Annotated in this window: 9 protein-coding genes; 1 reads left to right on the forward strand and 8 read right to left on the reverse strand. The window is 70.7% G+C overall.

Annotated features, from left to right (window positions below; translation table 11 throughout):
- Positions 1 to 31: 31 nt before the first annotated feature.
- Positions 32 to 406 (reverse strand): hypothetical protein, encoded by a 375-nt coding sequence (locus AQI88_RS28820; RefSeq protein ID WP_067004702.1) that lies wholly within the window; start codon positions 404 to 406, stop codon positions 32 to 34.
- Positions 407 to 1,045: 639 nt separating this feature from the next.
- On the opposite strand from AQI88_RS28820, the gene AQI88_RS28825 reads away from it, so the two are divergent.
- On the forward strand, positions 1,046 to 1,396 hold the full coding sequence (locus AQI88_RS28825) for a MerR family transcriptional regulator (RefSeq protein ID WP_067004705.1): 351 nt from the start codon (positions 1,046 to 1,048) through the stop codon (positions 1,394 to 1,396).
- A gap of 654 nt (positions 1,397 to 2,050) precedes the next feature.
- On the opposite strand, the gene AQI88_RS28830 is transcribed toward AQI88_RS28825, so the two are convergent.
- From AQI88_RS28830 to AQI88_RS28860, 7 genes are all read right to left on the reverse strand, one after another.
- Entirely contained in the window at positions 2,051 to 3,997 is a 1,947-nt protein-coding gene (locus AQI88_RS28830; RefSeq protein WP_067004707.1) for an ArnT family glycosyltransferase, read from the reverse strand.
- 56 nt (positions 3,998 to 4,053) lie between these two features.
- Entirely contained in the window at positions 4,054 to 5,145 is a 1,092-nt protein-coding gene (locus AQI88_RS28835) for an NlpC/P60 family protein (RefSeq protein ID WP_067004709.1), read from the reverse strand.
- Positions 5,146 to 5,198: 53 nt separating this feature from the next.
- The gene (locus tag AQI88_RS28840; protein ID WP_067004711.1) at positions 5,199 to 5,681 is read right to left on the reverse strand and encodes a poly-gamma-glutamate biosynthesis protein PgsC/CapC; all 483 of its coding nucleotides are present in this window, start codon (positions 5,679 to 5,681) and stop codon (positions 5,199 to 5,201) included.
- On the reverse strand, positions 5,678 to 7,141 hold the full coding sequence (pgsB, locus tag AQI88_RS28845; protein ID WP_067004712.1) for a poly-gamma-glutamate synthase PgsB: 1,464 nt from the start codon (positions 7,139 to 7,141) through the stop codon (positions 5,678 to 5,680). The genes AQI88_RS28840 and pgsB overlap by 4 nt, the downstream gene beginning before the upstream one ends.
- A 15-nt stretch (positions 7,142 to 7,156) precedes the next feature.
- Positions 7,157 to 9,409, reverse strand: a complete 2,253-nt coding sequence (locus AQI88_RS28850; RefSeq protein WP_244184370.1) for a HAMP domain-containing protein — start codon at positions 9,407 to 9,409, stop codon at positions 7,157 to 7,159.
- A gap of 284 nt (positions 9,410 to 9,693) precedes the next feature.
- Complete coding sequence (locus AQI88_RS28855; RefSeq protein WP_244184372.1) at positions 9,694 to 11,007, reverse strand: alpha/beta hydrolase family protein; 1,314 nt, start codon at positions 11,005 to 11,007, stop codon at positions 9,694 to 9,696.
- A gap of 792 nt (positions 11,008 to 11,799) precedes the next feature.
- On the reverse strand, positions 11,800 to 12,546 hold the full coding sequence (locus AQI88_RS28860; protein WP_067004715.1) for an alpha/beta fold hydrolase: 747 nt from the start codon (positions 12,544 to 12,546) through the stop codon (positions 11,800 to 11,802).
- Positions 12,547 to 12,573 lie beyond the last annotated feature (27 nt).

Consider the following 12,573-nt stretch of genomic DNA (forward strand, 5'->3'; position numbering starts at 1 on the left):
GCCGGCCGGGCAACGGGGCGGAGGCAGCGTCTCACCGGTCGAAGTGGATGAGATCTCCTACGGTCCATGCGCTGACGTCCTTGATCGCGACTCGGTACATGCCGCCCGTCTCCGGGATGCCGAGGCTGCCCTGCAGGATCCGAGCGAGATGAAAGTGCAGATGCGTGGGCGCCTCGCCGCGACCGGGCCGGTTCCCTCGCGGACCGCACGCAAAGACGTCCGAGAACGGGCGGAGACGGTCCGAGTCCTTCAGGACCTCCGCCACCCGCTCCCTCCACACGGCCTCCGGAGCCAGCCGGCCGGTGATGACGGCGCCGCCGACGACCACGGTCAGCGACATCTGATTGCTTCGCTCGGACTCCACCGCGGCGGAGATGGCGACGAGCAGCTCATCAGGGTTCGACATGACAGCACAGCTTATTCGGCCCACCTGTATCAAGAACCGCCCGTGGGGCCGAAGCAGTTGCGCGCTCGGCAGGAGGCGGCTTCCGCCAACCGGTGAGGCCCGATCGCGGCAGGCTTCTTCCTTCACCAGAAGGGTGAAATCTGCTTTTGCATGAGTAGATTTTCGTTCCTGACATGGGTATGCTTCTTCTCGTAGACACGGTCGACGAGACCCGCCAGACACGAACTGGCGGGTGGCTGAGTACGAAGTACGCAGGTCAGTGCGGCTCTCGAGCCTCGAAGCCAGAGTGTTCTCAGAACGGGTGACGGGACTGAGAGCCGCACTGGGCGGCTCGCACGTCGAGGAGCTGCCAACAGCAGTACCGGTTCACTCAGTGGTTGGTTCAGAGAGGAAGGGAGGAGCAGACGCCATCAGGATCGCCCGGCCCGAGAAGCACTCGGCCCGGGTACCGCAAGACCCCGGAATGGATGGTGGTCCCCGGTCAAGCAGCTGCGATCCCCCCGCACCCCCCTCTACGGGTCGGCTAGCGGAAACAGAAGGTCGGCACAGCAGTAGGGCCGACAGATGGTGTTCAATTTCCTCCGGGGCCCTGGTGCCGTACGCACCAGGGCCCCTCGACGCGTTGCACAACGAGGTGACATGACATCGGACAACCCCCTGAATGATCGTCTGGACGACGACGACTACCCCGCGTACACAATGGGCCGGGCAGCCGAGATGCTCGGCGCCACCCCGGCCTTCCTCCGGGCCATCGGTGAGGCTCGTCTGATCACTCCGCTCCGCTCGGAGGGGGGACATCGCCGGTACTCCCGCTACCAACTGCGGATCGCCGCGCGCGCCCGGGAGCTCGTCGACAAGGGGACTCCGATCGAGGCCGCGTGCCGCATCGTCATCCTCGAGGACCAGCTCGAGGAAGCGCAGCGGATCAACGCCGAGTACCGTCGTGCCGCCAGCGAATCGGCGGGCCGTGCCGGCTCCGACTCCGCCTGAACACGCGGGCGCGTGCCGTATCCGGAACGCCGTCTTGCGACCGAAGGAGAGCACGGCTCGGAAAGTCGCCGGTCCGCTGCTGCCGGACCGACGCCGCCCTCGCCTCCGGGAGGCGCACCCCGCCGGAAGGGCTGTGCACTCGCCAAGGGTCCCCGGGCATGTCGACGGAGACAGTGGCGCCAAGCGCAGAACCCGTTCGCGCAAGCGCTTCGGCCGGCGTCCTTCGACGCCGTGCCCACCGCGTGCCCATAAGAGCGGACGACCAGGGTCACCAGCGGTACCAACCGGCCCGTGCAACGGCGCAGGCGTATCCCATCCCCGCAGGTCAGCCGCCATGCGACTGTCCAAGCGCCGTCGCTTCCCAAGCTGAGAGCGCGAGTTCGATTCTCGTCACCCGCTCCAGATTGAAACCCCAGGTCAGCGGCCTGGGGTTTGTTTGTTGTCCGCTCTTACGGGCGCACTCTGGGCGCGGGCAGCACCAACGCCCGAGTCATAGGTGCGCGCGGCGCCTCGCACCGACCGGAGGGCATCATCTGCTCGGCTGGACCACCTTCTCCAGCCCCTCCGCGCCGACCCCGAGGGCTTCACCGTCTTCCCCGGGGTCCGTCAGCCCAGGTGATCAGGGCCGGGTCTCTGACCTGGGCGGGCGTCGCCTCACCTCTGGGGGGCGCAGTCGTAGAGGGTGAAGCTGCCGTCGGTGCGGACGCCGTAGGCGGTGGGCCGGATGCGGGTGCAGTGGGACTTCGCCCAGGTGGTGGCGGGAGTGGTGGGGCGCAGGGTGGTGAGCAGCGCATAGCGCAACTGGTGGGCGGTGACGAGGCTGCCGAGCTGCTGGGCGGTCGGGAAGGGAGTGCTGCCGGTGAAGCCGCCCATGACGAGGATGGGCTCGGACTTCGCGCGCAGTAGGGGCTCGGCGGTGTAGGCGGCCTGGGTGGCAAGCAGGTACTTCTCGCCGTGGCGGTGCGTGGTGAGGTAGTCGAGCAGGGCGGTGTCGCGGGCGCTGGGCCGGTCAAGCCCTCCCCTCCGCGGAGCGTGACGATGATGCTCGTGGTACGACTTGCCGACCGGACCGGCCATCGGCGAGGCGGCGGCGCCCGCGTAGAGCGGGTTGAGGCTGGAGACGGCCCAGCCGGCCGGTACGACCAGAGTGGCCGCGATCCCGGCGGCGAGGGCGGCGTGGATCTTCCGCGGGGAGGTGCGCGGCCCGCGACTCCACAGGCCCACCACGCCGCACAGCGCGAGCATCACGGCGACCGGCAGCAGCCAGGAGACGAATCGGGTCGGCCAGTCGAGCACCAGCGCCCACGCCGCCGTCAGCGCGATCGCCGCCGGCAGCGCCAGGTGTCGCCGGCCGGCCGCCTCGTGCTCCGCCTCGTACTCCGCCGCCGGCTCCGGCTCGTACTTCGCCTCGTACTCCCGGCGGAAGAGCGCGAGGCCGCCGCCGGTCAGCGCGGCGAGCGCCGGGGCGATGACGGCCGTGTAGTAGGCGTGGTTGCCGTTGGAGACGCTGAACACCAGTGCGTGCACGGCCAGCCAGCCACCCCACAGCAGAAATCCCGCGCGCGGCAGGTCGGTTCGCGGTCGGCCGGCGCGCCGGCCGACGCCCAGGACCGCGGCGAGCACGGCGAGCGGCAGCAACCAGGCGACCTGCGGGCCGACCGTGTCGTTGATCAGCATGTCCCAGCCGGTGTTGCCGGTGGTGCGGCTGGCGGCGGTGCCCGCGACGGCGCCGAACGCGGTGGGATCGCTGCTGAAGCGGCTCAGGCCGTTGTAACCGAAGACCAGGGCGAACGGATTGTTGTCGGACGTTCCGTCGAGGTACGGGCGGTCGGCGGCCGGTGTCGCCGAGGCGATGAACATCCAGGAGCAGGAGACCGCCAGCGCGACCGCCCCGCCCACCAGGACGCGCACAGCCCGGTGCAACGGCCTGCCGGGCGCGACGAGTTGGTACACGGCGGCGAAGACTGGCAGCACCAGCCACGCCTGCAGCATCTTCGCCTGGAAGGCGAGCCCGACCCAGATCCCGCAGGTGATCAGCGGCAGCAGCCGCTCGGTGCGCACCGCCTTCTGCAGTGCTCCGGCGGCCGCCACCAGGAGCAGAGTGAGCGCGGTGTCCGGGATGGTGGCACGGTTGAGCGCCACGGTGACCGGGGTGAGGGTGAGCGCCAGCGCGGCGATCAGCGCGGCGAACGGACCGGCCCAGGCCCGTACGATCCGGTGCAACAGCCATACGGTGAGCACGCCCTCGACGACCTGTGGAAGCGCGGCCGCCCAGGTGTGCGGGCCGAAGAGCCAGACGGAGACGGCGTCGGGCCAGAAGGCGCCGGGCAGCTTGTCGATGCTGATCGAACCGGCGGCGTCGAGCCCGCCGAAGAAGAACGCACGCCAGCTGCCGGCCATCGAGCGTATCGCCGCACCGTAGAAGGGGTGGAGCGCGGCCTGCCCGATGCCCCAGGAGTACAGCACCGTGGCGACGGCCAGTACCGCTGCGAGCGCCGGGCGCTCCCAGCGCGGGGCGTCCTCCGGCCGGCCGGAGCGGCGGTTCGCCGCGCGACGGCCTTGCTGCGCTCCGGTGGGCTGGGCGGCGGGGATGGCGGTCATGGCAGTGGTCCTCGGATCAGCAGGTCAGGTGAAGCGGCGGTGCACACGCGGCGGAGTCACAGGCGGCGGGCCGCCCGGAAGCCGCGGGCGTAGAAGTCGGTGCCGTCCAGCAGTGAGTGGCCCGACAGGTCACCCAGGGTGGGGCCGTTGGCGGCGGAGCGACTGGAATAGAAGCGGTGCCGGCCCTGGTCGTCGAGGCCCATGTACATGCCGCAGTGGTCGATGAAGTCCGGCCGGTCCTTGATGATGGCGAAGAAGACCAGATCGCCGGGTTGCAGGACGTCCAGGTCGGTGGCCTGCTGCTTGCCGGTGTGGGAGATCACCTGGCGGCCGGGACCGTAGGCGGCGATGGCGTAGGCGCGGCGCGGCAGACCGGTGCCCCGGGTGTTGGTGTTGTGGAGGGGTATGCCCATGCGGTAGCCCCACACCAGACGCTGGAAGCCGGAGCAGTCGACATCGCCGTAGCGGGCCTTCTCCGGCTGCACGCGCGTGCCGTCCGGGAAGGTCCAGTCAGTCCCCAGATAGTCGTAGAAGTCGGACTGCTCGTCGTGGAAGGCGAAGTCCAGCGGGTTGTTGACCGCGGCGTTGCGCGGCCCGAAGTGCGCGGTGCCCGCGTAGCGCACGCCGTCGGCGTTGTGCTTGTCGGGCGCCCCGGCGCTGCTGTACTGGAACGCCACGGCGAAGACGTCCGGGCTGCTGTCGCCGAGCGTCTTGCGGAACCAGCTCTTGAACCAGGCGGACTTCTCCATACCCCGCTGCCACGCGTGCGGCAGCACCCGCACCCAGGCGTCCGTGGTCACCTTGGCCTCGGTGGTCCGCGGCTCGCTGAAGCTGCGGGTGGGCCCGGTGAGTACGGCCGTGCGGGCGCCGTCGGTGAAAGTGGCGAGCGTGCCGCCGTCCCCGGCACGGACCACGGTGCGGTCGGGCGCGGACAGCCGCTCGAAGGTGTGGGGCCCGGCACTGGACCGGGCGCCAGGGCCGGAGCCCGTGCCGTCGGCGGCCGTACCGCCGCCGTCGTCGTCGCTGCCGTGCCCGAGGCGCTCCCAGGCGTACCCGCCCGCCACCCCAGCGGCCGCCACGCCCGCGATCGTCCCGAACACGGCGCGGCGAGTCGGGCGGCTTCGCCTGCCGACGGGTTCGGAGTGCATGGCCGATCCTCCTGGAACTGTGAGGTGAGAGGGTGGTGAGCTAGGTCAGCTGGTCAGCCGGTGGGCAGGGCCCCGGTCAACAGGCCGGCGACCAGCACCACATACGTGGCCAGGGTCACCGCCGTGGTCGAGATGACCGTGGCCGCCAGCGGCTGACGGGCCATCTGGTAGGAGACCAGGCCGGGGACGATGAAGCCAAGGGTCTGTGACGTGTACAGCAACGGAAACTCGTGGCTGAGGGCGAGCATCACGGTAGTCTGCATCAGCACCGCGCACAGCACGACGGCGGCGAACAGCCGCTTGCCGTAGAGGATCACCGTGCGCTGCACCAGCTTCATCATGAAGTACGTGCCCGCCGCTACGGCGACCATCAGCCCGGCCATCCGCACGTCGGTGACGAGCGTGAGGGCGATCCAGCCCGGGGTGATCATCCCCCCGGGGGAGAGGTTGGTGGTCAGATAGCAGACCAGCGAGAAGACCAGCCCGAGGGCGATCCCGAGCGCGGCGGTCTGTGCGTTGAGATTGGCGGGGATCACGGGTTCCTCGTGAACTGGTACGGATCGTAGGAGTGTTGCGGGTCGTCCGCGGTGCTCTGGTCATCGGGCCGGCCCTGGCGGTCGGCGAACCGGTGGGCGAGTTCGCGCTGCTCCGGGATGCGGAAGGCGTACGTCGGTGTCTCCAGCGGTGCCACCCAGCTGTACGGCTCCGGCTCGGGCGGCCGGGCCACCGAGACCCGCGGCCGGGGTATGGCGATCTGCATGGTCTCCTGGTCCAGGCCGTCGCCGTCGGGAACGGCGTCGAACAGGTCCTCGGAGTCGTCCAGCGGCAGATCGGCGAGGCACTCCAGGAACAGCTCGCCCTGGCCGTGGATGTTGCCGATCGCCACCAGCGAGGAGTCCGGGCCGAGTTCCGCGAGGATCGCCGCGGTCAGCTCCTCGGGGTCCCGGCGGTCGCCGCCGAGATCCACCACCCGCCCGGTGAAGCCGTCCGGAATCGCGTCGCGGGCGCTCTTGGTCGGGTGGCCGATCAGGAACACCGTCTCGGCGGCGAGGTCGGGGACGATCGTGCCCATCTGGCCGTTGCGCTCCACCCGGTCCGGGCGGCAGTTGATGACCACGCCGATCGGCCGTCTGATCGCGCCCAGATCCTCCAGCTGCTTGACGTTCATCAGCGTCGACTCGGGGTCGTTGGCCGCGAAGACGTTGGCGAACCGCAGCCGCTTGCCCTCGGGGGTGACATAGCGCTCCACGGACAGCACGCCCGGGTCGGGCGGCGCGTCCCACATGCCCTGCATCGCGGTCTGCCGCTCCACGCCGAGCAGCTCGGCGACGGCGAGCGCGATCGCCACGTTCTCCTTGAAGGTGAACCAGCTGAAGCCGCGCAGTTCGGCGTCGGTCACCGACTCCGGATCGACCGCGATCAGCTGGCAGTTCCGCTTGTCGGCCTCCTCCTGGAGGATGTGCAGCCGGTCCTTCTCCGCCGTCACACACACCCCGCCCACCGGCATCGAGCGGGAGAGCGAGCGGGCGACGTCGTCCAGCGTCGGCCCCATCTCCTCCAGATGGTCCTCGCGGACGTTGCACAGCACGCCGATCGTGGAGCGGATCAGCTTCTCCTGATTGATCTCCTGCAGCGCGGGCATCACCGCCATGCACTCGATCACCAGCGCGTCCGGCCGGTAGGTTGCCGCCCGCCGTACGATGCCGATCTGCTCGACGATGTTGGAGATGCCGAACTTGCGGTACACCGGCTCCTCGGTGGCGTCCGGATGGATGAACCGGGCCGCGGTGCCGGTGGTCTTGGACACCGTGACCAGGCCGCCGCCGCGCAGCGCGCCCGCGCACAGCCGGGTGATCGAACTCTTGCCGCGGATGCCGTTGACCAGCACCCGCGTCGGTATCTGCTCCAGCGAGGCGAAGTGCCGCCGCTGCTCCAGGATTCCGGCGATCCACAGAGCGGTGCAGCACAGCAGGACGATGACATAGAGGAAGAGCACGCCGATTCCGTCCTTCTACCGCTGGAGGGTGTTCTCACGCAGGGGCCGGGAGGGCCCGGCGGCGTGGCCGGATCTGGCCGCCCGGTCGTGTTCCGCCAGGGCCTGGCGCACCAGCTCCAGGCTGCGGGTGACCGAGCCGATCTCGTCGTGGTTGACCGGATGCAGCACGGTGCGGCGGTCTCCGCCGGCGAGCCGTTCGACGAGCACGGCGACCGCGCGCAGCGGCCGGATCACCACGACATGCAGCCACCCCAGGCAGGCCGCGCCCACGGCGAGGCCCAGGATGCCGGCGAGCATGGTGTGCTGCTCGGCCTGCACCGCGGGGATCTGGAGCGCTGCCGCGGGCTCCGCGGCCACCACGTGCCAGCCGAGACGGGCCGTCGGGCCGCTCTGCGCCAGCGGCGCGGCGGCGTCGACCGATGGACCGGAGGACGTGTTGTGCACCGCCGAGGTCGCGGTGCCCGTGGTCCCCGGGGCGCCCTGGGTGGCGCGGGCGAGACGGGTCAGGCCGGAGTCGGGCAGCGACTGGAAGGCGCGGTAGCCCACGCTCGCCGCCAGCACCTTGTCGTCGCGGTCCGTCACCCAGACGCTGCCCAGCTTCGGCCTGGGCAGAATGGAGTTGAGCGCCTTCACGTCGATCTCGCCGAACAGGACCACCCCGGCCGCCGGGGCCTTGCCCTTGCCGGCCCGGACCTGCGCGTAGGCGGCGATCGCCGGTATCCGGCCCGAGGTGTTGACGGTGGTGATCCCGCCGCCGTGGGGCACGTGGACGAGGGTCCGAAGCGGTGTGTCGCCCACCCTCAGCATGATGGTCCCCGAGCGGTCCAGAAGGTACAGCGAGCGATACTGCTTGTGGTCGGCGAGGGACTTTTGCAGAACCTCGGTCTGGGCAGCCCGGCTCTTGCCCGGCAGACTCGCGGCCGCCTCGCTCAGGTCGGTGTACGACCGGTCGAGGGACTGCCGGACTCGGTTCGTCGCGATCTCGGTGCGCGCCTGCTGGTCGGCGAGGACCGGAGCCGGAACCGCGGTCGCGGTGTCCGCCCGGTTCAGCACGAAGATCATCGGCATCGACCAGCAGGCCACCACCACCACGCCGGCCACGGCCAGCGCCCGGTAGCCCGGTCCGCGCCGGGCCGGGAACTCCTGCGGGCCGCTCTCGCCGAGCAGTTGCCCGCGCAGTGAGTCCAGGGCCCGCCCGATCCGCGCCAGTTCCCCGAAGCCATGTACCGGAACCGGCCGGGACAGCTCCGCCGACGCGGCCGGCCCGTCCCCGGTCGCACCCCGGGCCAGACGGCCGGCGGACAGGTACAGCCTCAGCAGTGGCTGCTGCACGGAGAAGTACAGCGCCATCCCGAGCAGCAGCGCGACCACGGCCAGCGCTCCGGCCGCCTCGAGCGCGAAGCCCGAGTAGTCGGCGGCGGTGGTCGTGGCGGGCACCGCGCGGGAGGTGAGCACCACCAGACCGAGGTCGTCGGTTTCGCCCTGCCCGGTCGCCGAGGCGACCTGGGCCCAGCCGGCCACGGTGCGCCGGCTGCCGGTGGCGGCGCCCAGCATGCTTCCCGAGGCGTCGGTGTCACTCCCCGACCCGTGCGCCGCGCGGGCCGCCGCCGCGGACAGACCGCTGCCGGCGGCGGCCGGCGACGCCGTGCCGTGGACTGCAGTGGCGAGCACTGTGCCGCTCGCGTCCAGCACTTCGGCGGTGCGTCCGTCGCCGTACGCCGTGAGGGCGGGGAGCACCTCGGAGACCACCAGCAGCCACTGCCGCTCGGTCCCGCTCTGAGCCTGGTACTGGTCCTGGTCGGGGTCGTCCTGCTGCGCGGGCAGCGTGACCTTGGCGAAGTACAGCAGTTGCCGCGTGCCGCCCGACGTCACCAGCCGGGGCGGGATCTCCCCGTGCCCGGACGCCGTCCTGGCGACGCCCACTCCGGCCAGCGGCACGGTCTTGCCGCCCGTCGCCAGCAGTTTGCCGGTGTGCGCGTCGAGCAGGACACGGCCGAGGGCCGCCTTCCTGGCAGAGGTCAGCGCTTTGAGCGCGGTCGTGGGGGTCGATGTGCTTGTCGCCGGGTACGCGTTGGCCGTACGGCGTACCGTGCTCGCCTCGGCTTCGATCGCGGTACGCATCGACTGCGCGGTGTCCGCGGCGATCCGCTGCTCCCCGTTCAACACGGCCTGCGGGATGCCCCCGGTGTGGATGCCGTCGAGGCCGATCACGGTCAGGGCGGCGACCACCAGCAGGAGTACGACAAGTGAGGCTATCGGCGGGCGCACCCCGCCAAGCATCGGCATATCGGCGCGGCGGCGGGTGCGGTGCCGGCGCGGCGCCCGGGGTGCGGAGGGCAGGGCAGCGGGTCCTTCCTCAACTGGCGCCGGGCGCCCAAATGTTCGATAGGGCGAACATTCTAGCTTCCTGTGATCACATAACCATCACACTTTCGCCCCGTGTGTCGTACGAGACAACGGGACCCCTGTGCGGCGGCGACACATGCGGGACCGCCACCCCCCGCGCACCGAAGGGCGGACCCGCGAACAGGCCCGGTCCTTCGGCTGTCCGGTCAGCGGACGAAAGAGATCTCCGGGTACTTGTTGGCGGGCCCGTCGAGCAGGGTGCTGTGCTTGTGCCGCAGCTCCTGGTCGAAGAAGGCGGCGAGGTAGACGCGCTGGATCTGGACCGCCCGGTTCGGGTCGATCGTGCCGTACTGCTGCTGGAGCTGAGCCTGGGAGAGCCCGAGCAGGCCCGCCTCCTGCGGCACCATCCACTCGTTGTCGCTGAACGACAGGTGCGCCGCGCCCTGGAGCTTGATGTCGACCCGGTATCCCTTCAGATGCGACCACAGCGTGCGCCACGACCCGTCGTTGTTGCGGTTGTGGTAGCCGGAGCTGAAGAGCATGAAGGGGCGGTCCAGGTCCTTGCTCGGAGCCGTCCCGAAGAACTGGCCGTCCAGGTTGGCACCGGCGGCGATGCGGTGGTCGAGCTGCATGGCGGTGTCGACCGCCGCGCCGCCCAGCGACCAGCCGAACATCCCGATACGGGAGGTGTCCACCGACTTGGACAGCCCGGAGGGGAGCGTTGCGTGGCCGGCGTCCGGGTTGCCTCCACTGCTGATCTTGCCGAGTGCGTTGATGACGAACCGGATGTCGGCCGCCCGCACCTTGAGCGTGTCGGAGGAGTGGGCGCCCGACGGCATGCTGTTGACCTCGAGCCGGTTGCCGGGGAACTGCACCTCGTTGGCGTCGTGGGTGTGGTCGACGGTGACGACGAGGTAGCCGCGGCTGGCGAGATCCTGGGCGAGCGCGGTGCCCATCGCGCGGTCCGAGTGCAGCCCGGTCGAGTACAACAGGACGGGCAGCTTGCCGAGCGTGGTCTTCACCGGGGCGAGGACACGGCCCGCGGTCTTCGGCAGGGTCACCTGCTGCGGCGACAGCCCGCGCGAGGCGAGGAAGTGGGCGCCGGAGATCGACGGCATCCACGGCGCCTGATAGTGCCCGGACGTGGCGGTGGCCGGATACCAGAGCGACACCATCAACTCGCGACGCTTGCCGGACACGTACGGATCCGTACGGGACGTGTCGACAAGGTGCAGGCCGACCATACCCACGCTGTGTTGCCCGGTCGGCGCCGGCATGTTGAGCTGCAGGCCGGACGGGGCCGTGCGGGCGGACGTGAGCGCCTCAGGGTGTATGGGCTTGTGGTGCAGCGGCGCCTCGTCGTTCTCGGGCGCCCAGGGCGTGTTCCGGTCGGGCTGGTCGGCCGAGAACCCGGTGGCCGAAGGCTTGTCGGACGTCTTCCCGGCGGCCATCGCCGGCGTCATCCCCATAGCCAGCGCGACGGCCAGCGCACCCGCCGAGCCGACCGCTCTGGCGATCACTCTACGACGGTGGCGCGGGCGGCGGTGTGTCATGAAACCCCCTTGTTGGTCAGCGATCACAGAACGCGCGATCGACTGCCGCACACCGTACCGCCGCGGCGGCGGCCGGACTCGCCCACCCGGGATGCCGCCGTAGCGATTTCACCTACCGGATGCTGAGCGCTGCCACGGCCCGGTGACCCGTCGACGCTTCATGGCACCGGTCGCGCCCCGGCTGTTCTCCAGGGCCTGGCCCGGCCGGTGGCCGAAGGCCGACACGGTGGTCAAGGGCTGCCCAGGCGCTTCAATGCACCGAGCGACTTCGAGTGCATCGCCGCCGTCACCAGCCAGGCACTCCAGTGGTACGGCCCAGATGCCGGCAAATGAATCAGAGCCGAGCGTCGGCCGTTCCGAGGAAGCGCAACAGTCGATCCCGCAGCTGGGCGCTCTTCGCCGGAAGGCACGCGCACTCGCAAAGGCCGCCCCGAGCTGGACACCCGGACCAGCCGAGCCAAGCACAGAGCCCGTTCGTGCACGCGCTCTGCTCGCCGTTCTTCGAAGCCGTGCCCACAGCGTGCCCATAAGACCGGACAACCACGGTAAACAGCGGAGCGAAGCCAGCTCTCGAAGCCACGCTGGAGGCGACGTATCCCCAGGTCAGAGCCTGCGCGGCCACACAAGCGCCGTCGCTTCTCGTTCCCTCAGCAAGTTCTGACGGGTGTCGTGTGCACGGTGGAGGCGATGGTGGCCGACGTCCTTGTGAGCGGCTGGGACTTCCATGCAGGAAGTCCTCGTCTCAGTGGAGCGGCCCGGTCAGGCAGTGCGCACCGCCAGGTGACGGCGGAAGGGCGGGCGGGTCAGCAGCCAGGCCCAGGTGCCTGCCGGCAGCGGGCGGATGTGTTCGGCCGCGCAGTGGGTGGCGCCCGGCACGATCCATACCGTGGTGTTCGGGAGGGCGGCCAGGCGAGTGGTGTCGCCGCGCGGGATGAACTGGTCGTGCGCGCCGTTCGCGGCCAGCAGCGGTACGCAGGTGTCCACGTCGTCCGCAGGAAGGCCCAGCAGCCCCTGGCGGCGCAGGGAGAACGCGGCCAGCATGCCGTCGGTCCCGGCTGCCTTCGGGAGGGCGGCCAGGCCGAGGGCGTTGCCCAGGATGCCCGGCATGCCGTACGGGAGGGCGAGTACGTCGATCGGCTCCTCGGGCTCGCCCGCGCCGGTCGGCCCGCCGATGTCCACCGCCGCGTCGACCACGCCCCGCAGGGCCAGTTTGACCGCCCAGTGGCCGCCGAAGCTCAGGCCCAGGTAGGCCACGGGTTCGCCCGGGCGCCGGCGTCGTATCTCACCGACGAGCGCGGACAGAAGGCGGTCGCCGTCCGCGGTCAGAGGGCCCGGGGCCTCGCCTGTGCCGGGCATGTCCACGGACACCACCAGCAGACCCGTCGCCAGCGCCGTCGCCACGGCCATGCGGTGCAACTCGACCTTCCAGGTGTCGACCCGGGTCTCGTGGGCGGGACCGAACGGAAAGTCGGCGACAGTTTGCGGACCGGACTGATCGACCGTCATGCTGCGGTGCTCCCATCGGCTCGCGGT

Origin of the sequence: Streptomyces cellostaticus (assembly GCF_001513965.1) — a bacterium.
GTDB classification, from domain to species: domain Bacteria; phylum Actinomycetota; class Actinomycetes; order Streptomycetales; family Streptomycetaceae; genus Streptomyces; species Streptomyces cellostaticus.